Genomic DNA, 18971 nt, shown 5'->3' on the forward strand with positions numbered 1-18971 from the left:
CTACGGTCAGCCCTCGCGGCTGATGCTGACCTTCTCGATGACGATGTCCTGGAGCGGACGGTCGGCCGGACCGGTCGCCGTGCGGCCGATCGCGTCGACGACGTCGCGGGAAGCCTGGTCCGCGACCTCACCGAAGATGGTGTGCTTGAAGTTCAGGTGCGTCGTCGGCGCGACGGTGATGAAGAACTGCGAGCCGTTGGTGCCGGGTCCGGCGTTGGCCATGGCCAGCAGGTACGGCTTGGAGAACTGGAGCTCCGGGTGGAACTCGTCGCCGAACTTGTAGCCGGGGCCGCCGCGGCCGGTGCCGGTCGGGTCGCCGCCCTGCAGCATGAAACCGTCGATGACGCGGTGGAAGATCGACCCGTCGTAGAACGGGCCCGAGTTCGCGCCCTGCGCGTTGGGCTGGGTGTACTCCTTGCTGCCCTCGGCGAGCCCGACGAAGTTCGCGACCGTTTTCGGCGCGTGGTCGGGGAACAGGTTCAGGTTGATGTCACCCTGGTTGGTGTGCAGAGTGGCCTTCAGTGCGCCACCAATGAGGGATCCCTTGCTTTCAGTCACGAGCTTCATCGTGCCATCTGCGGCAAGATCTGGGGAAAAGGGGCACGATAGGTTACAAGCAACGAAGCAGAATCAAAACGATTGATGAGGTGAAGGCCATGACCCGGGCCGCAGATTCGGTGAGCGAGTCGGCGAAGGCCGGCGCGCTCGGCCTGCGCAAACGTGCCGTCGAGGCGGGTAAGGAAGCCACCGCCCACGCCGTAGAGGTAGCCGAGCAGAAGCTCTCCGAGAGCGCCGGTGAGATCGCTAAGACCAGCCGTCGCGCGCGCAAGAAGCTCGCGAAGAAGACGGAACTGACCCGGAAGGAGCTCAAGCGCAGCTCGAAGGCGGCTCGTAAGGAGGCGCTGGCCAGGATTTCCGAGATGCGGAAGCCGGGCCGCAAGGCGCGCAAGGCCGCCATCCTGGCCGCGAAGTCCGCAGGCGAGTCCAAGCGCCGGGGCAAGAAGGACTTCAAGGCGGCGAAGAAGGACTTCAGGGCCGCGATCGTCGAGGCGAAGTCTGCGGCCAAGGGGACGCGCAAGCGTCGTCGCTGGCCGTGGGTGATCGGTATCGCCGTCGTCGGTGCCGGTGCCGCCTACGCGTTGCGTTCCAAGCAGGAGCCGCCGGTGGCGCCCGCGCCGCCGAAGGCTCCGCCCGCTCCTCCGGCCAAGCCCGCGGCTCCGGCCGCGGCCGCGCCGAAACCCGCACCGGCGAAGCCTGCCGCGCCCGCGAAGCCCGCAGCTTCCGGTCCGGCTGGGGGTTCGGGTGCGGCTGGAGGTTCGGGTGCGGTGAAGCCCGCGGCTCCGAAGAACGGGCACCAGGCTTCGAACGCCAGTTCCGCCGACAAGAAGAACTGACGCCTCACCCTTTTCTGCTTGTCGCGAAGGGTCGCCCAGGATCCTCATCGGGTCTTGGGCGGCCCTTTCACGCTCCGGGGACGAATTCGTAGCCCGCTTCTTCGACAGCGGCGCGGATGACAGCGATGTCAAGGACCTCTTCGCTGGTGACGGTCACCGTCCCGGCCTCGACGTCCACGGCCACGCCGGTGACCCCCGCGATGGTCTCGATCTCCTCGGTGACGAAGCCCGCGCAGTACCCGCAGGCCATCCCGCGCACGACGTAGGTGCGCGCGCTCATGTCGCCGGCACGGTGCGGGTGAGCGTGTGTCCCCGGCGCATCCGGCCGTCGGCGGTGAACTCCCCGAAGAAGTAGACCTCCATCGTGAGGCCCTTGCCGCGATTCGTCACGTGCAGGGTGCTCCGCGCGGCGATCCGGTCCCCGTCCGCCACGGCTTCGTGTACTTCCATCCGCCCGGTCGGCCGGTTCTTGCGGACCGGGCGGGTGTGCGCGATGAGCTTGTCCCGGTCCATCCGGTGCCCGTCGGCGATCTGCACGATGTCCGGCGTGTGATAGCGGTCGACGATCACGTCCGCGTCTTCGTCGCTGTTCACCAGTTCGTCGTGGAAGGACTCGTGGAAGTCCGCGATGAACTTCTTCGGATCGGTGCCGTGAAAGGGCGTCATCGTGCTCCCCAAGCCGCCTCAGTTAACTCTTACACGATGTAAGATATCTGTGGAGCAGGAGCTCTGACAAGGGAATCACGAAGGGGCGCCGCCGCTCCCGACGTGATGTCGAGAGCGGACGGCGCCCCTTCGGTGTTTCGGCTCAGCGCAGGGCTGAACGGATCACGCGTTGGCGGCGTGCTTGTCGATCAGCTGGCCGAGGCGGGGAAGGGCCTCCTCGACGTTCTTCTTGCCGTTCGGGCGCAGCTTCGAGTAGACCTTCTTGATGCTGTCGCGGCTGCTCTTCTCGGCGCGCGAGTCGGTGACCGACAGGAGCGCGTCCGAAGCCTCGTCGCTGCGTCCGACCAGGTACGCGCCGAAGTCGTTGCCGCCCTTGGCCTTGTAGTCGCCGTAGAACGGCTCGAGCGCACCGGTGAAGTCGTCGAGCAGGGTGTCGACGGCGGCGGGGATGATGCCCGGCTTGATCTTCTTGACGGCGGCGAAGCCGGTCTTCACGACGGCACCCGAAACGCCGCCCTTGTCCGAGACCTCGGCGTCGACGAGACCTTCGAAGTCGCTCACGACCGCCGGGCGACGGCTGGAGTCGAGCAAGATTTCCTTGAGGGTGTCAGCCACGAAACCTGTCCTTTTGTCTTATGGGGAGAAATGATCTTTTGTGCCGCCGAGCCACACCGCAAGGCGGCCTCCGCCGGATCTGGCGCCCGCGCTGGTCCCGCGAAACCTCGCGCGTGCGGCACAGGGTAGTACAAGATCAACTTCACTCTGACGTGTGGATACCACTACCTAGAGCTTCAGCTCACCGATAGCCTCCTTCGCCACCGTACGTGCTTTGATGCTCTGCTTCTGGTTGGTGGTCACGACAACCGCGTTCCCACCCTTCGCGACGGCGTAAACGGCGCCTTCCCCGGAGGGCTGGTAGCCGCCCTTCCAGCCCGCCGGTTCGTCGGCCGGGTTCGAGGTGTCGATGGGCGCGGCCTGGTCCACCAGCGCCTTGGCCACGGCGGGCTCCCCGACGTACACGCGCACGGTGAGCTGCAGTTTCCCGCTCAGCGCGTAGAAGAAACACGTCGGATGCGGCTGGTCGGCCGAGGTCTTGACCTTGGAGACCTTCTGCCCGTTGGCGTCCGAGACGAAGTCGGTGCCGAGGTACGGGCACGGGCCTTTGCCGGTGGGTTCCGGGGCGGGCGGGATGCTGGGCGCCGCGGCACTCGACGGCGTGGGCGAACTCGCCGCGGGCGGCGGCTGTTCCGTCGGCCCGCAGGCCGCCAGCAGCGGCACGACGAGCGGCAAGATCAGAAGACGTCGCATAGTGGCGTCCAGTGAAGCAGATCGCCGTTTTCGTGCGACGATGGCGCTGCGCGAGGAGTCTTCGGGAGGGTCAGTGCTCAGCAAGGAGCAGTACCTGGGTGCGGTCGCAGAGCGCATCCAGCGCAGCGGGGGCAGGCTGAACACCGTCCAGATCGGCCCGAGTACGGCGGTCGTCGGGCTGTTCACCGAGTCCGTGATGATGTCGACGATGAACTACTGCGTGGTCGCCGCGGCGATCCCGGAGATCACCGCGCCCGCGTTGTACGACTTCACCGGGCTGGCGACGCAGCACGCGCGCGCGAACGTGATGGGCACCGTCGGCTGGACGGCCGCTTCGGTGGTCATCGCCGGGCTGATCGGCGACCGCGTGTACCCGGACGCCGCGCAGGCCGCGTCGGCGAAGTCCGGCAACCAGTTCGGCGGCGAGACCCGCATGGTGGCCGTCGACGTTTCCGCGGCGCAGATGTACGCGTTCGTCGGCGGGAAGCTGTGGGGCGCGGCGGTACAGGGTTCGGTCAACGCGAAGCTGACGTTCTGTTTCCCGCAGCCCGCCGAGGTCTATCAGCAGGTGCAGTGGGCGCAGTCGCAGGGCCAGCAGCCACCCATGCCGCCGGGGCCGCCGCCCGGTCCGCCGCCTGGCCAGCAGCCGCCTCCCGGCTGGCAGCCGCAGCAGCCACCGCCACCGCAGTACCCGGTCGGGCCGCCGCCCGCGCAGGGTCCGCCGCCGGGGCAGCATCCGCCGCACTATCCGCCGCCCGCGCCCGGTTATCCGCCGCAGCGCCCGCCGGGGTACTGATGAACTGCACGTTGCGCGGCCGCCCGTCGTTCCCCGAAGAACTTCCGGAGTTCGACACCGAGGCCGCACCGGCGATCCCGCGCGAGCTGTTCCTGGAATGGCTCGACGAAGCGGGCGAACACGTCCTGGCGCCGCACGCCGTCACCTTGTCCACAGTGGACTCCGATGGGGTGCCGGACGCGCGGGTCGTGATCCTCAAGGACGTCGACGGCGACACCTGGGCGGTCGCGACGAGTTCCGAAAGCCCGAAAGGTGTGCAGCTGGCGAAGAATCCGTTCGCCGCGCTGACCTTCTTCTGGCCGGGACGAGGCCGTCAGGTGCGCCTGCGGGGCCCGGTCTCGGTCGCCGATCCCGAGGTGTCCGCCGCCGATTTCACCGCCCGGCCGCCGGCGTCCCGGGTGGAGGCGTTCATCGGCAGGCAGTCCCAGGTGCTCGAAGATCCGGCCGATCTCGACCGCGCGGCCGCGGAAGCCGAGCGCTGGGTCCAGGAGAATCCCGGCGTGGCACCGGAAACCTGGACCCGCTACCTGGTGACGCCGTCCGAAGTGGAGTTCTGGCAGGCGAGCCACGACCGGCGGCACAGGCGGCTCCGCTACCGGCGCGAGAACGGAAGCTGGCACAAAGAACGCCTCTGGCCGTAACCGGTAACTGGGAACGACGATCGTCGGTTGTCGTGGATGATCCACTTCGGTGACGGTGAACGACACCTTGTCCCCAGATCGTTCGGAGGCGAAATGTCCACACGCCGTCGCATCGGGGGCGCCTTGGCCGCCACAGGGCTCGCCCTGCTGGCCGTCACGACGCCCGTCGCGAGCGCCCAGACCGGCGACCCGGCGAGAGGGCTGTACTCGGTGGAGGGCGCGTCCACGCCGGAAAAACGCACCGAGGTCACTCGTACCGGCGTCGACGTCGCGGGTTCGCGCGGCGGCGCGCTGACCGTCGTCGCCACGCCGGGGCAGGCCGCGGCCCTGCGCGCCAACGGCTTCGGTCTGAAGCCGCTCGGCGACTTCGACAGCATGCTCAAGCAGCGGAGCGAACGCGCGGGCACCGCGGCGGTCGCGGGCGACTTCCCGCCGGGCGACGAGGCGTACCACACCTACGCCGAAACGACCGCTGAGCTGCAGAAGGCCGCGAAGGACCACGGTGACATCGCGGCGCTGTCCAGCGTAGGCAAGTCCCACGAGGGCCGTGAGCTGAACCTGCTGAAGATCAGCGACAACGCGGGCACGGACGAGAACGAGCCCGAGGTCCTGTTCACCTGCAACCAGCACGCGCGCGAACACCTCACCACCGAGATGTGCCTGCGGATCGTGCAGCGGTTCACCAGCGGCTACGCGACCGACGCCGCCATCAAGAAGATGGTCGATGAGCACGAGATCCACGTGATCCCGAACGTCAACCCGGACGGCTCCGAGTACGACATCACCGGCGGCGAGTACCAGGGCTGGCGCAAGACGCGGAAGCCCGTGCCGGGCAGCAGCGCGATCGGCACCGACCCGAACCGCAACTGGGACTACAAGTGGAACTGCTGCGGCGGGTCGAGCAACAGCCCGTCCGCCGAGGACTACCACGGTCCCTCGGCCTTCTCCGAGCCGGAGACCAAGGCGGTCGCGGACTTCGTGGACTCCCGCGTGGTCGGCGGCGCGCAGCAGATCAAGACGCACATCGACTTCCACACCTTCTCGGAGCTGGTGCTCTGGCCGTACGGCTACACGAAGGCCGACACCGACACGGGCTTGAGCGAAGAGGACGCGAAACGCTTCGCGGACGTCGGCAAGCAGATGGCCGCCACCAACGGCTACACGCCGGAGCAGTCCAGCGACCTGTACGTCACCGACGGCGACGTCAACGACTGGGCGTGGGGCAAGCACAAGATCCTCAGCTACACCTTCGAGATGTACCCGAAGGACGGCGGGATCGACGGCTTCTATCCGCCCGCTTCGGTGATCCCGGAGCAGACCGCCCGCAACGACAAGGCGGTCGACATCCTGATCAACGAGGCGAAAGCCTGAGATCGGCCACTCGCGACGCCCGGCTCTTCGGCGTATCCAGGCTGAAGCTCCGGGCGTCGCCCAGTTGGTCACGGACGAATTCCCCGGTCCGCGTGATCGTCTCGCGCAGCGCGGCGTCCTCGTCGCCGAAGAACCGGTGGACGATCTCGCCCGTCTCGGTGTCGAACTCCCACAAGCCGGCGATGCGGCCCCTGTCGACGATGACGTGGCTCGGCGGATCGGCCTGCCCGCCCAGCGTCTCCCCCGCGCGCCCTCCGGGCACCGGGCGTTCGACGTCGGCGTCGGCGAGCAGCCGCGGCATCTCGCGGTGCAGGAGGTGGATGCCGTCGATCCCGGCGAGCAGCGCGTACGACGGCTCGGACGGCACGGTGAACGCGGCGAACTCGTCGACGATCTCCTTGGGCATCAAGAGATCGGTACCGTCGAGCGGCACGAGTTCCAGCTGTTCCGCGATCTTCTTCGCACTGGCCGCGGTGAAACCGGAGAACCAGCGGAAATGCTTCAGCGACGCCGGGGCCGCCCACGAGAAGTACCGCCGGGCGAGTTCGGTCCGTGCGGTGTCCATATCGGACAGTCCGCCGCGCGGGGACGGCGTCCAGCGGACGTAGCCGTAGCGCTGCTGGTCCAGCCGTCCGTTGACCGGGACCCGGCGGATGTCGCCGCGGGCCTGGAGCAGGCCGAGCGCGAGCGGCAACGTCGTGGTGGTGCCCCGTTTGCGGCCCGCTTCCCCGAGATTGCGCACCGCCGATCCGGCGGCGTCCTTGATCGCGGCCGGGGCGAGCGGTTCGGCGGCGCCGTCGAGCAGATCGACGACGGTGACGCACAACTGCTCGATCTCGGCCTGCGTGACGCCGAGGTATTTCTCCGCGGCCGCGAGTTCACCGGCGGGCGCCGCGGCGCCGACGGTCAGACCGAGTTCGAAATCCGCCGACGGCAGGACGTAGGTGCAGCCGCGCGCCGAAGGCAGTTCGTGGATGGCGAGCCGCGCGACGTCCGCGTCGACCGTCTCGCGATCGAGGCCGGCTCTGGCGAACAGCCCGAGGTAGGGCGCCGATCCGCCGACCGAGCGCATCCAGCCGGTCCGCTCCAGCACGTCCGCCGCCGAGGATCCGCGCAGCGTTCCGTCGAGCCCCTGCCGATGTGCCCACCACGCGCGCAGTTTGTCGGTCGCCATGACTCCACGGTATGGGTATCGGGCGGCACCCCGCAGCCTGGCACGATTACGCCATGCTGGTCGAACTGGCCATCGGCGACGCGTACGGAGGCTCCTTCGAGCACGCGTACCCGAGCTTCGTGGCCGAGCACAACAAGCTGACGGGTTACGTTCCGCATCCCGGCCAGCTCGGGGTCCCGGCAGGCCGCTACACCGACGACACGCAGATGACGATCGCGATCGCCGAAGTGCTCGTGTCGGGACGCCGATGGACGCCACTGCTGCTCGCCGAGCAGTTCGTGCGGGCGTATCACCGCGATCCTCACGACGGCTACGCGCCGCGGTTCCATCAGCTGCTCAGCGAGGTCCGGGACGGTGAAGAACTCCTACGGCGGCTTCAGCCGCAAAGCGACAAGAGCGGCGCGGCCATGCGCGCCGGGCCGATCGGGCTCCTGCCGACCGTCGACGACGTCCTCTACCACGCGAAACTGCAGGCCAGGATCACCCACGACACCCCGGCCGGGATCGCCGCGGCGCAGGCCGCCGCGCTGGCCGTGCACTACTGCCACCATCGGGTGGGCCCGCTTTCCGAGGTCGCGAGGTGGATCGACGGGATCCTTCCGGAAGACGTCGGGCACGGCGGGTGGGCGCGGCCGTGGTCGGGCAAGGTCGGGCCGCAGGGGTGGATGAGCGTGCGCGCCGCGCTGACCGCCCTCGCGACCGGCCGGAGCCTGAGCGGAATGCTCCACTCCGCCGTCGCGCTCACCGGCGACGTCGACACCGTCGCGACGATCGCGCTGGCCGCCGCGTCACGCTCGCCCGAAGTGGCACAGGATCTGCCGCCGGTGCTGTGGCGCGACCTGGAGAACGGCGAGTTCGGCCGCGACTATCTGGCGGCGCTCGACGAGCGGCTGCTGCACATCTGACGTAGGCGGGCTCCACGGAACGCGGACGCGCTCGACTGCCGGTTTCGGCAGACTGGGCGGGTGAAGTGGCTGATCAGGGGCGGAGCCATCGCCGGTTGGCTCGCGGTGAGCGCGCTGCTCGTCGTCGGCACGGCGAATCTCGAGCCCGGGCAGGGGGAACCCCCGGTCGACGCGTTCGGCTTCGCCGTCGTCGCGCTCGCTTGCCTCACGCTCGCCGTCGCGTGGCGGTTCCCGGTGGCCGCGGCCGGGACGGAAGCGTTTGCGCTGCTGCTCTACCTGGGGTTCGGCTATCCCGACGGTCCGGTGTTGTTCGCCGGTCTCGTGCCACTGTTCGTGCTCGGAACGCTGCGACCGAGGAGGCTCGCTTACGCCGTCGCGGGCGGTATGGCAGCGATAGTCGTCGGCGCGAACCTGGCCACCGGAGGGGCGGGCGTCAGCCTCCAGTCCGGCGGCGGATGATCTCCGCCGCCGGGCCAGCGTGCACGCTGAAGCACGCTTGAGGGCAAGCCGTCTACCAGGAGGGCCGGTAGCGCAGACCTTGCTCGTAGTACTGATCGTCGGATTCCGCCGGTTCGGGCAGTTCGTCCTCGGCGGGCCCGGACGGTTCTTCCGAACGGTCCTTGAGCACCACGTTCTCGGTACTCGCGGGCGGTCGGCGCGAGACCGGCGCGACAGTCTCCCCGGACTGTTGGAACGAAGGGGTGAACCCGAGCCGCCAGCGGAGCCGGTCGGTGAGGTAACCGGCGTTGCCGATCGGCGCCATCAGTTCCGCACTGCGTTTCGCGGATCCCTGCTGTGCTTCCTGGTACGTCCGCATGACGGTGTCCGCGATCTCGGCGGGCGACATCCGCGACGCGGCTTCCCCCACTCTGAGCCGCGTCATCACGCCGTCGGTGTTGACCGAAACGGAAACGGCACCGTCCGGCGAGGACGCGTCCACCGAGAGGGAGGCCAGCGCCTCGAGCATCGCTTTCCGGTCGTGACCCGGTTTCTTGGGTGCCGGTTTGTCGGCCACGCTCACTCCTTGAGGGGTGACAGCTCCCGCGGCGGTTCCTGGAACTTGCCGTCGTTCGAGATGTCGACGTTCTTGTCCCGGACCCGCTTTTCCGTTCCCTTGTCGGTGTTCTCCGTTTCGAAGTTGCCGGGATCGAAGGTCTCACCGGGGCTGACGTCCGGCGGCTCGGGAATGATCGGCAGGTTGTTGATCTCGGTGTTGATCTTCGAGACCAGCGACTCCGCCGCGCGGAACATGCTTTCCCTGATGTTGACCACACCGTCGTGGAAGCTGTTGTAGATCATTTCGGGGCTGTCCCCGACGATTTCGGCCTGCACGGTGGCCGCCGTGGCGAGCCCGGCCCCGGCCGCGGCGCCGGCGACCTGCACCCCGTTCGCGGTGGTGAAGAACGCCGCCGCGGTGAGACCACCCGCCGGTGGCACGGCCGCCACGAGCAGCGCGGTGACAGCGGCGGCGAAGGTCGCGGCCAGTGCCTTCTGCAAGGCGGATTCGTCCTGCCGTTCCTGGTCGTCCTGGTACTTCTCCGCGGCGGTCAGGAAGGAAGCGGCGAGCGTGCTCAGGTCGGCCCGTGCGGTCGCGATGGCGTCCCGCGCGGCCACGATGTCGGCTTCCAGCACGGTGAGTTTGGTGCCGACCCGAGCGTAGGTGTTCACGAGACCCTGGATGTAGCTCTTGGCGGTCTCGGCGCCTTCACCACGCCACTTGAGCAGCAGGACCAAAGACCGGTCGAGCGGCGCTTTCGTGTCCTGGAAAGCGTTCCAAAGGCCTTCGTAGGCCTCGATCATGGTCTGCAGGCTGTTCTCGCCGACGAGCTCCGCCTCGGAGAATTCGAGGAAGAAGTCGCGGACCTGTTCCTTGCGACCGCCGCTCAAGTCCACGTCACTGCCGATGAGCCAGTCCGTGAAAAGGAGATCCACCGCCGCGAAGGCCTTTTCGGCACCCGCGGTGAGATCGTGGGAGATCCCCTCGAGGAGTTCGCTGTTGCGGTCGCCTTCGGCGGTGGTCTCCGCGTCCAGTGCGTTGAAGTACCCGTCCACGCCGCTACCCCTGGTTCCCGTATGCCGCGCGGTTCATTCGCTGCTTGTTGTCCTCGTCCACGGATTCGTACAGTTCGGCGACCCGCTCCAAAGCGCGGGAGGCGTCCTGCGTGCTGCCGTGCAGCCTCGCGAGCATCTTCTCAACGGCCTGGCGGTGTTCCTCGTAGGCCGCCGAAACCCCGCGCATGCCCAGGCTTTTCCCGAACGCGGTGTCCGGCGCGAAAAGACCGGGGAGAAGGCCTCCCGTGACCGGGTCGGGCGCGGGCACGTCTTGCCCTCGCACACCGGTGTGGGCGGTACTGACTATGTCCGCCGCCTTCTGCAGTTCCTTACTCGACAACCTGAGATCGTCGAGGTCGGTTTCGAAACTGACCATGTTCACCTCGCTGTCCGGATTTCACCCCCATGTAAGCAGCGTTGACTTGGCTGGACGCGAGACTTTGTCATCCGCGTACGGTGACGAACATCACCAACGGCAACCAGAACGCAGAAGACCCACGCGACCGAACGCGAGAGGGGGTCCCGGGGGCGAAGCCCGCCGGGCGGGGTTCGGGGGTTGCAACCCCCGATGTGATCGCGGAACGTAAAAGGCCCGCGCCCTCCGCGGGCACGGGCCATCCATACGTGGAGCTGAGGGGAATCGAACCCCTGACCCCCGCCTTGCAAAGGCGGTGCTCTACCAATTGAGCTACAGCCCCGGATCGCAGGCGATCATAACCGCCTGCGCCGAAATCAGTTGTTGCGGGACGCGTCCGCGGCCTTGGCCGGAGCGCTTCCGTTCGTGGAGGCGGAGCCCAGCGGACGCTCGGTGGGAGCGGTGGCCTCACGCCAGAGGTCGGCCTCGGCCTTGGCGGCCTTGTTGCGCTTGACCACGAACAGCACGCCGCCCGCGATGACCGCGAGTGCCAACAGCTTCTTCATCAGAAGCCCCCTCTTTCCGCCGAGTTGCTCCGCTTACCCACCGATGCTACTGCACGCCGATCTCCGGACGCCTGGTGCCCGACGTTCCACGTGGAACCGAGGAGTACGGCCCGGGCAACAGAAAAGCCGACCCGCGAGAATCGCGAACCGGCTTTCGGAGTGGGCCCACCAGGACTTGAACCTGGGACCTCTTCGTTATCAGCGAAGCGCTCTAACCGCCTGAGCTATGGGCCCGAACGAGGAGAAGATTACAGGACGCCTTTCGGCGTCCTGCAACCGGGTCACTCTCGTTCGGAAAGGGTCACTTCCAGGCCTCCGGCGAGGTCGGCGGAGACGTTGTAGATGAAGGCGCTGACGGTCGCCAGCGCCGAGATCAGCACGATGTTGATGGCGCCGAGGATGGCCGCGATCCCGAAGACACGGCCGGCACTGATCAACGGGTCGGCCGGCGCGTCGGCCCCTTCGCCGCCGACGAGCGACGAGTAGGTCCCGTTGAGTTTGTCCCACACGCCCATGCCGTCGAGGACGGTGTACAGGACGCCGACGGCGACGAGCCACACGAAGAACAGCGCGACGCCGAGGACGAGGGACAGTTTCAGCACCGACCAGGGGTCGAAGCGTTTGATCTGCAGGCTGGCGCGACGCGGTCCGCGGCCGGGGCGGCGGAGAGCGGTGGGCGCGGCACGGGTGCGGGAGGCCGACGGGATGGCGGAGGAGGCGGGGTCGCCCTCTCCGCTGTCGCCGAAAAGCCTCTTCGCGGCCGTGCCGCTGACACCGTGATAGTCGGTCACGGTCGTCGCGTCCCGCTTCGGGTCCGAGTTGGCCACGTCTTCGGTGGCGACCGAAGACACCGAGACCGTCTGCTCGCTCGAGCCTTCGGGCTCCCCGGCGCCGCTGTCGCGCTGCCAGGGCGGGCTCGACGAACCCGCCTGCGCGCCGCCTGCTTCGGGCTTCTCGGATGGTGTCACGAGGTGTCAGTCCTTACCCAGTACGTGGGGCGTCGTCTACTCCTGCTCCGACGCCGGGGTTTCTTCTCCTTCAGTACTACCTGCAATGGCGACGTCTGAGGGCTCGTCCGCGTTGCGTGCGACCGCGAGAAGAGTGGTTCCTTCGTCGAGATTCATCAGCCGCACTCCCTTCGTCTGCCTGCCTGCCTTGCGCACCTGCCCGGCCGAAGTCCGGATCACCCCGCCGCTGGAGGTGATCGCGTAGAGCTCGTCTTCGGCGTCGACGATGACCGCGCCCACCAGCCTGCCACGTTTCTGGTCGTACTGAATGGTGAGCACGCCCTTGCCGCCGCGGCCCTGCACCGGATAGTCCTCGGTCGGGGTGCGCTTGGCGTAACCGCCGGCGGTGGCGACGAGGAGGAACCGGTCCGGCTGGACGACGTTGATGCCGAGCAGTTCGTCGCCGTCGTTGAACCGCATGCCCAGCACACCGGACGTCGCGCGGCCCATCGGACGCAGGGCTTCGTCGGTGGCGTGGAAACGGATCGACTGACCTTCCGCGGACACGAGGAGCAGGTCGTCCTCGGCGGCCGCGAGGACCGCGCCGACCAGTTCGTCGCCTTCGCGCAGGTTGACGGCGATCAGGCCGCCGGCGCGGTTGGAGTCGAAGTCGGTGAGCTTGGTCTTCTTCACCAGGCCGCGGCGGGTCGCGAGCACGAGGTACGGGGCGACCTCGTAGTTCGGGATCTCGATGACCTGGGCGATCTTCTCGTCGGGCTGGAAGGCGAGCAGGTTCGCGACGTGCTGGCCGCGCGCGTTGCGGTTGGCCTCGGGCAGGTCGTAGGCCTTGGCCCGATACACGCGGCCCTTGTTCGTGAAGAACAGGATCCAGTCGTGCGTCGAGCAGACGAAGAAGTGCTGGACGATGTCGTCCTGTTTGAGGGTCGCGCCCTGGACGCCCTTGCCGCCGCGTTTCTGCGAGCGGTACAAATCGGTTTTCGTCCGCTTGGCGTAACCCGTGCGGGTGATGGTGACGACGACGTCCTCGACCGCGATGAGGTCTTCGACCGAGACCTCGCCGTCGAACGGGATGATCTTGGTGCGCCGGTCGTCGCCGTACTTGTCGACGATCTCCTGCAGTTCCTCGGCGATGATCGAGCGCTGCCGCTCGGGCTTCTCGAGGATGTCCTTGAGGTCGGCGATCTCTAGCTCGATCTCGGCCAGGGTGTCGACGATCCGCTGCCGCTCCAGTGCCGCGAGGCGGCGGAGCTGCATGTCGAGGATCGCGGTCGCCTGGATCTCGTCGACGTCGAGCAGGCTCATCAGGGCGGGCCGGGCCTCTTCGGCCGAGGGCGAGCGCCGGATGAGGGCGATGACCTCGTCGAGCATGTCCAGCGCCTTGACCAGACCACGCAGGATGTGGGCGCGTTCCTCGGCCTTGCGCAACCGGTACCGGGTCCGGCGGACGATGACGTCGATCTGGTGCTTCACGTAGTGCCGGATCATCTGGTCCAGCCGCAGCGTGCGGGGCACGCCGTCGACCAGCGCCAGCATGTTGACACCGAAGTTCTGCTGCAGCTGGGTGTGCTTGAACAGGTTGTTCAACACGACCTTCGCGACCGCGTCACGTTTGATCGTGACGACGATCCGCATCCCGCTGCGGCTGTTGGACTCGTCGGCGATGTCGGAGATGCCGGTGAGCTTGCCGTCGCGGACGAGGTTCGCGATGTTCTCCACCAGGTTGTCCGGGTTGACCTGGTACGGCAGTTCGGAAACCACCAGGATCGTGCGGCCCTTGGCGTCCTCTTCGACCTCGACGACCGCGCGCATGCGCACGGAGCCGCGGCCGGTGCGGTACGCGTCCTCGATGCCGGAGTTGCCGAGGATCATCGCCCTGGTCGGGAAGTCCGGGCCCTTGATCCGGACCAGCAGCGCGGCGAGCAGCTCGTCGTCGCCGGCCTCGAAGTTCTCCAGCGCCCATTTGACGCCGTCGGCGACCTCGCGCAGGTTGTGCGGCGGGATGTTGGTCGCCATCCCGACCGCGATCCCGGAACCGCCGTTGACCAGCAGGTTCGGGAACCGCGACGGCAGAACGTCGGGCTCCTGGGTGCGGCCGTCGTAGTTGTCGGAGAAGTCGACGGTGTCTTCTTCGATGTCCTGCAGCATGTGCATCGCGAGATGCGCCAGCCGGGACTCGGTGTTGTGACTGACGAAGCCGTCGGCGATGAAGGCGTGGTCATCCGTGTCGACCCGGATGCTGTACACCGGCTGCACGCCGGCGTCGGTGATCGACTTGACCTCGGCGTAGTAGAACCGTCCGTCCACCAAGGGCTCGACGACCGTGAGTACCTCGGAATTGGTGATGTGCTCACTGATCTCGTCGCGGTGGGCCTCCCAGCGCGCGATCCTGTCGACGTTGTGACGCCGCAGCCAGTCCTTTTCGGTCCAGCGATCCGCGCCGTTCGCCCGGATGTAGTCGCCGACGAACGGAACGTGGTCCGAGGACATCGCCCGCGAATCCACGGGGATACCGTCCAAGATGGCTTCGAGCTTCTGCTGCTTGGCGCTGTGGAAACCGATCCGGGTGGCGAACAGCCGCGCGTCGCGCCGGTTGCCGAGGTAAACCTTGAACTCGCCGTTCTCGTAGCCGGTCAGCCGCGAAACGATGCCGAACTCGAGCAACAACTGCTGCACTTCGGCCGCGAGCTGCTTGCTGTAGGTGGAATACGAGATCTGCACCGTGTCGCGGGGCAGTACCGAGCAGGACCCGTCGCCGGTGAACAGGCCGACCAGGAAGGCCTGCTTGACGGTGCGGCCTGCCGCCCAGACGAACTCCGGCACGCGCTTGTCCGCACTCCGAAGGCCGACCATCTCACCGAGAACGCTGTCGCGCAGCTCGGCCAGATTCTGGACATCGAGTTCGTGCAGCACAGAACCCGACGCGATACGGCGATGCGAGACATGACGACGCCCGCCGACGACATGGTCATACGCGTCGCGGACGTAATTGAAGAACGCTTCGTCGACGTTGTTGAAGCCTGCGCGGTCTTCCGACACGAAGCCTTCGGCGACGAACGCACCGGCCAGCAGGCCTTCGACCCACTTGCGGACGTCGGTGACGCCGTCCGCGGGCGCGTCGGTGCGCTGCATGACCACTCGATCGCCCGGCTGGATCTCCTCGAGGAGCTTCCACATCAGCGTCGGCACGCCGAGCACGTTCATCAGGCAGAGCACCGGGTGGTTGTGCGTGCCGGTCAGCTCGTAACCCTCGCGGGTCGCGAGCTTCAACGTCGGGTGCTCGCCGGAATGGAACAGCATCTCGGCCCGCACTGGATCGCCATTGCGGTCCAGCACCTTGAGATCGATCGGGTTGTCGCTGTTCGGCTCGGCGTCCGGCACGATTTCGCCGATCCGGACCGTCGAGCCATCAGCGAGCTTGACCCGCGAGTCACCGACCAAGCAGTACCGCATGGCGGCGGCGGGGTCGTTGCCCGGGGAACCGAAGTTGCCCTGTCCGTCGATCAGCGGATACCGCAGCGCCCACGGCTGGGCGAGCCGCACCAGCGCGTCGTAGATCGCGGAGTCACCGTGCGGGTGGTAGTTGCCCATCACGTCGCCGACGACGCGGGAGCACTTGTTGTACCCGCGGTCGGGGCGGAAGCCCGAGTCGAACATCGAGTACAGCACGCGGCGGTGCACCGGCTTGAGGCCGTCCCGCACGTCCGGCAGCGCCCGCGACACGATGACGCTCATCGCGTAGTCGATGTAGGAGCGCTGCATCTCCTGCTGGATGTCGACCGGTTCGATCCGGTCGTGGTCCGGAGCCGGCGGCAAGGTTTCCGTCATGAGGTCCTTCTCGTGGGAGCAGTCCTAGGGGACAAAAGAGCGGGGGCGTCGCTAGACGTCGAGGAACCGCACGTCCTTGGCGTTACGCGTGATGAAGGAGCGGCGCGCTTCGACGTCCTCGCCCATCAGGACGGAGAACAGGTCGTCGGCCTGCGCGGCGTCGTCCAGGGTGACCTGGCCGAGCAGCCGGTTCGCCGGGTCCATCGTGGTCTCCCACAGCTCTTCGGCGTTCATCTCGCCGAGACCCTTGTAGCGCTGGATCGCGTCGTCCTTGGGCAGCTTCCGGCCGGCTTCGACACCCGCCTGGATGACGGCGTCGCGTTCCCTGTCGGAGTACGCGTATTCCGGCTCCTGCCGCGGCCACTTGATCTTGTACAGCGGCGGGCGCGAGAGGAACACGTGCCCGTGCTCGATCAGCGGGGGCATGAACCGGAACAGGAAGGTGAGCAGCAGCGTGGTGATGTGCTGGCCGTCCACGTCGGCGTCGGCCATCAGCACGATCTTGTGGTAGCGCAGCTTCTCGATGTCGAACTCTTCGTGGATCCCGGTGCCGAGCGCGGTGATCAGCGACTGGACCTCGTTGTTCTTGAGGACGCGGTCGATACGGGCCTTCTCGACGTTGATGATCTTGCCTCGGATCGGCAGGATCGCCTGGTACATCGAGTCGCGGCCTTCCTTGGCCGAACCGCCGGCCGAGTCACCCTCGACGATGTAGAGCTCGCATTCCGACGGGTTGGTCGAGCGGCAGTCCTTCAGCTTGCCGGGCAGCCCGCCGATCTCCAGCGCGCCCTTGCGGCGGACCAGGTCGCGTGCCTTGCGGGCGGCCATCCGCGCCTGCGCCGAGGAGATCGACTTGTTGATGATCGTCTTCGCCTCGGTGGGGTTGCGCTCGAACCAGTCGGCCAGCCATTCGTTCGACGTCTGCTGCACGAACGTCTTGGCCTCGCTGTTGCCCAGCTTGGTCTTGGTCTGGCCTTCGAACTGCGGCTCGGACAGCTTGATCGAGACGATCGCGGCGAGCCCCTCGCGCACGTCGTCACCGGAGAGGTTGGCGTCCTTCTCCTTGAGCAGCTTCTTCTCGCGCGCGTACGCGTTGACGACGCGGGTGAGCGCGGCGCGGAAGCCCTCTTCGTGCGTGCCGCCCTCGTGCGTGTTGATCGTGTTGGCGAAGGTGTACACCGACGGCGTGAAGCCGTTGTTCCACTGCATGGCGACCTCGACCTCGAGGCCGGTGCCCTTGGCCTCGAAGGAGATCACGGAGGAGTGGATCGGATCCTTGCTGCCGTTGATGTGCTTGACGAAGTCTTCGAGACCGCCGGGGTAGCAGTAGGTCTTTTCCTTGACCCGCGCCGCCTGGCCGGATGCGTCCTCTTCGGTCTCTTCGTCGGCGACGCGCTCGTCGCGCAGCGAAAGGGTCAGGCCCTTGTTGAGGAACGCCATCTCCTGAAGACGCCGGGAGATCGTTTCGAAGTTGTACGTCGTGGTCTCGAAGATGTCGCCGTCGGCCCAGAAGGTGATCGTCGTTCCGGTCTCGTCGGCCGGACCGAGGTCCTGCAGCTCACCGGGAAGCTGGTCCGTGTACTCCTGGCGCCAGCTGCGGCCGCCGTACTTGACCTCGGCGAGCAGCTTCTTCGACAGCGCGTTCACCACGGAGACGCCGACGCCGTGCAGACCACCGGAGACCGCGTAGGAGTCGCTGTCGAACTTGCCGCCCGCGTGGAGCACGGTGAGCACGACCTCGAGGGTCGGCTTCATCTCCTTGGGGTGCATGTCGACCGGGATACCGCGGCCGTCGTCGACGACCCGCACCCCGCCGTCGGCGAGCAGGGTGACCTCGACCTTGGTCGCGTGGCCGGCCATCGCCTCGTCGACGGAGTTGTCGACCACCTCTTGGACGAGGTGGTGGAGGCCGCGTTCACCGGTGGAACCGATGTACATACCGGGACGCTTGCGGACGGCTTCGAGGCCTTCGAGCACCGTGATCGACGACGCGTTGTACTCGCTCTTGTTCTCGGTCACAGGTGTTGATTCTCCTCGTCTCGCCCGAGCGGACGCTCGCTCGTCTCCAGTGTACTTGGCCGCGTCCGCTGACATGCGGCAAGGACACCCCTGATTTGCTCACAGGCGCGCTAATTCGTTCGAAGAAGAGTCTTGACGTTCGCGAAGCGCTCTGGGCGCGTTCTCGGGGCGCTGGTGGCACAGTCCCGGCGAAGCGCAACTCGGATCAGCCGTACGTGTCACGCGGGCCGCGTCCCGGCACGTGCCGTGGCCCTTTCCGCCAGCTCGGCGCCGTCGGCCCCTGGATCCGCATCTTCTTCACCACGCCGTGCCCGACGCCCTTCGCGATCTTCGCCAGCAGCTGCCCCTGAAGCAGGCGAAGCTGCGTCGCCCACGCCGTCGAGCTCGCGCGGACGGTCAGCTCGCCGTCCTTCAGGGCCACCGGCTGCGCGTGTTCGGCGACCTCTTCACCCACCAGCCGTGCCCAGTGGCCGAAGACCTGACCGTTGGCCAGCCGCGTGTTCCAGCCTCGGTCGACCGCGATCCGGGAGGCGAGCCTGCCGAGCGGTTGCGGGTCGCGGGCGTCGGCGCCCGGCCCTGACCAGCGACGACGTCGCGAGCTTTGCCCTCCCGAACCGGCTCCTCCTCCGGTGATACGGCCGCGACGCACGCCCGGTTCAACGCCGCGGGCCTTGGCCTTGGCCTTCGCGGCGTCCAGAGCGGCACGAGCGAGGTCACGACCCGTAGCCGGTTCCTTGCTTTCGGTATCGGTTGGGCCGTTCGGTACCGGGGTTCGCTCACGGTGCGTGTCGAACAAGGTTCCCTCACCCGGGTTACCGCCCGGACGGGGGGTGTCAAGCCGCTTATCAGGCCCTTTGGTCACGCGGGGCGATAACGCGTTCCCGGTGTTATCCACACTGTCCACAGGTTTGTCCCCAGATCGGTGGGCAAC

At 67.5% G+C, this 18971-nt stretch carries 20 protein-coding genes and 2 tRNA genes; 6 read left to right on the forward strand and 16 right to left on the reverse strand.

Annotated features, from left to right (window positions below; genetic code table 11):
* Positions 1 to 6: 6 nt before the first annotated feature.
* On the reverse strand, positions 7 to 567 hold the full coding sequence (locus ACLJQ7_RS06880; protein ID WP_396554395.1) for a peptidylprolyl isomerase: 561 nt from the start codon (positions 565 to 567) through the stop codon (positions 7 to 9).
* 89 nt (positions 568 to 656) lie between these two features.
* Between ACLJQ7_RS06880 and ACLJQ7_RS06885 the strand changes: the two genes are divergently transcribed.
* Positions 657 to 1394: a hypothetical protein gene (locus ACLJQ7_RS06885; RefSeq protein ID WP_410647298.1), complete on the forward strand. Its 738-nt coding sequence runs from the start codon at positions 657 to 659 to the stop codon at positions 1392 to 1394.
* Between the two features lie 67 nt (positions 1395 to 1461).
* On the opposite strand, the gene ACLJQ7_RS06890 is transcribed toward ACLJQ7_RS06885, so the two are convergent.
* From ACLJQ7_RS06890 to ACLJQ7_RS06905, 4 genes are all read right to left on the reverse strand, one after another.
* Positions 1462 to 1674: a heavy-metal-associated domain-containing protein gene (locus ACLJQ7_RS06890; RefSeq protein ID WP_410647299.1), complete on the reverse strand. Its 213-nt coding sequence runs from the start codon at positions 1672 to 1674 to the stop codon at positions 1462 to 1464.
* Entirely contained in the window at positions 1671 to 2060 is a 390-nt protein-coding gene (locus tag ACLJQ7_RS06895; protein WP_410647300.1) for a nuclear transport factor 2 family protein, read from the reverse strand. The genes ACLJQ7_RS06890 and ACLJQ7_RS06895 overlap by 4 nt, the downstream gene beginning before the upstream one ends.
* Positions 2061 to 2222: 162 nt before the next feature.
* The gene (locus tag ACLJQ7_RS06900) at positions 2223 to 2675 is read right to left on the reverse strand and encodes a DUF6918 family protein (protein ID WP_125679324.1); all 453 of its coding nucleotides are present in this window, start codon (positions 2673 to 2675) and stop codon (positions 2223 to 2225) included.
* Between the two features lie 168 nt (positions 2676 to 2843).
* Positions 2844 to 3368: a DUF2020 domain-containing protein gene (locus tag ACLJQ7_RS06905; protein ID WP_410647301.1), complete on the reverse strand. Its 525-nt coding sequence runs from the start codon at positions 3366 to 3368 to the stop codon at positions 2844 to 2846.
* 73 nt (positions 3369 to 3441) lie between these two features.
* Here ACLJQ7_RS06905 and ACLJQ7_RS06910 point away from each other — a divergent pair, with 73 nt between their 5' ends.
* From ACLJQ7_RS06910 to ACLJQ7_RS06920, 3 genes are all read left to right on the forward strand, one after another.
* Positions 3442 to 4164 (forward strand): hypothetical protein, encoded by a 723-nt coding sequence (locus ACLJQ7_RS06910; RefSeq protein WP_410647302.1) that lies wholly within the window; start codon positions 3442 to 3444, stop codon positions 4162 to 4164.
* On the forward strand, positions 4164 to 4805 hold the full coding sequence (locus ACLJQ7_RS06915; RefSeq protein WP_410647303.1) for a pyridoxal 5'-phosphate synthase: 642 nt from the start codon (positions 4164 to 4166) through the stop codon (positions 4803 to 4805). The genes ACLJQ7_RS06910 and ACLJQ7_RS06915 overlap by 1 nt, the downstream gene beginning before the upstream one ends.
* 93 nt (positions 4806 to 4898) lie before the next feature.
* The gene (locus tag ACLJQ7_RS06920) at positions 4899 to 6176 is read left to right on the forward strand and encodes a M14 family metallopeptidase (protein WP_410647304.1); all 1278 of its coding nucleotides are present in this window, start codon (positions 4899 to 4901) and stop codon (positions 6174 to 6176) included.
* On the opposite strand, the gene ACLJQ7_RS06925 is transcribed toward ACLJQ7_RS06920, so the two are convergent.
* Positions 6157 to 7350 (reverse strand): DNA glycosylase AlkZ-like family protein, encoded by a 1194-nt coding sequence (locus ACLJQ7_RS06925; protein ID WP_410647305.1) that lies wholly within the window; start codon positions 7348 to 7350, stop codon positions 6157 to 6159. The genes ACLJQ7_RS06920 and ACLJQ7_RS06925 overlap by 20 nt on opposite strands.
* Before the next feature lie 53 nt (positions 7351 to 7403).
* On the opposite strand from ACLJQ7_RS06925, the gene ACLJQ7_RS06930 reads away from it, so the two are divergent.
* On the forward strand, positions 7404 to 8255 hold the full coding sequence (locus tag ACLJQ7_RS06930; RefSeq protein ID WP_410647306.1) for an ADP-ribosylglycohydrolase family protein: 852 nt from the start codon (positions 7404 to 7406) through the stop codon (positions 8253 to 8255).
* A 60-nt stretch (positions 8256 to 8315) separates the two neighbouring features.
* Complete coding sequence (locus ACLJQ7_RS06935) at positions 8316 to 8714, forward strand: hypothetical protein (protein ID WP_410647307.1); 399 nt, start codon at positions 8316 to 8318, stop codon at positions 8712 to 8714.
* Between the two features lie 52 nt (positions 8715 to 8766).
* Here ACLJQ7_RS06935 and ACLJQ7_RS06940 read toward each other — a convergent pair whose 3' ends face one another.
* The 10 genes from ACLJQ7_RS06940 to ACLJQ7_RS06985 form a co-directional block, all read right to left on the reverse strand.
* The gene (locus ACLJQ7_RS06940; RefSeq protein WP_410647308.1) at positions 8767 to 9270 is read right to left on the reverse strand and encodes a YbaB/EbfC family nucleoid-associated protein; all 504 of its coding nucleotides are present in this window, start codon (positions 9268 to 9270) and stop codon (positions 8767 to 8769) included.
* 2 nt (positions 9271 to 9272) lie between these two features.
* Positions 9273 to 10307, reverse strand: a complete 1035-nt coding sequence (locus ACLJQ7_RS06945) for a hypothetical protein (RefSeq protein ID WP_410647309.1) — start codon at positions 10305 to 10307, stop codon at positions 9273 to 9275.
* 4 nt (positions 10308 to 10311) lie between these two features.
* Positions 10312 to 10683, reverse strand: coding sequence for a hypothetical protein (locus tag ACLJQ7_RS06950; RefSeq protein ID WP_410647310.1), 372 nt, complete (start codon positions 10681 to 10683; stop codon positions 10312 to 10314).
* Between the two features lie 249 nt (positions 10684 to 10932).
* A tRNA-Ala gene (locus tag ACLJQ7_RS06955) sits at positions 10933 to 11005 on the reverse strand.
* A gap of 34 nt (positions 11006 to 11039) precedes the next feature.
* Entirely contained in the window at positions 11040 to 11228 is a 189-nt protein-coding gene (locus tag ACLJQ7_RS06960) for a DLW-39 family protein (RefSeq protein ID WP_410647311.1), read from the reverse strand.
* 160 nt (positions 11229 to 11388) lie between these two features.
* Positions 11389 to 11462: transfer RNA gene (locus ACLJQ7_RS06965), tRNA-Ile, on the reverse strand.
* Positions 11463 to 11509: 47 nt separating this feature from the next.
* Entirely contained in the window at positions 11510 to 12196 is a 687-nt protein-coding gene (locus ACLJQ7_RS06970; RefSeq protein ID WP_410647312.1) for a DUF3566 domain-containing protein, read from the reverse strand.
* Positions 12197 to 12232: 36 nt separating this feature from the next.
* Positions 12233 to 16021, reverse strand: coding sequence for an intein-containing DNA gyrase subunit A (gyrA, locus tag ACLJQ7_RS06975; protein WP_410647313.1), 3789 nt, complete (start codon positions 16019 to 16021; stop codon positions 12233 to 12235).
* Positions 16022 to 16072: 51 nt separating this feature from the next.
* Positions 16073 to 18040 carry a DNA topoisomerase (ATP-hydrolyzing) subunit B gene (gene gyrB / locus ACLJQ7_RS06980; RefSeq protein ID WP_410647314.1) on the reverse strand — a complete coding sequence of 656 codons (1968 nt, stop codon included), beginning with the start codon at positions 18038 to 18040 and terminating at the stop codon, positions 16073 to 16075.
* A 205-nt stretch (positions 18041 to 18245) separates the two neighbouring features.
* Entirely contained in the window at positions 18246 to 18737 is a 492-nt protein-coding gene (locus ACLJQ7_RS06985; RefSeq protein WP_410647857.1) for a DciA family protein, read from the reverse strand.
* Positions 18738 to 18971 lie beyond the last annotated feature (234 nt).

Origin of the sequence: Amycolatopsis sp. cmx-4-54, assembly GCF_046548895.1 — a bacterium.
Classification (GTDB): domain Bacteria; phylum Actinomycetota; class Actinomycetes; order Mycobacteriales; family Pseudonocardiaceae; genus Amycolatopsis.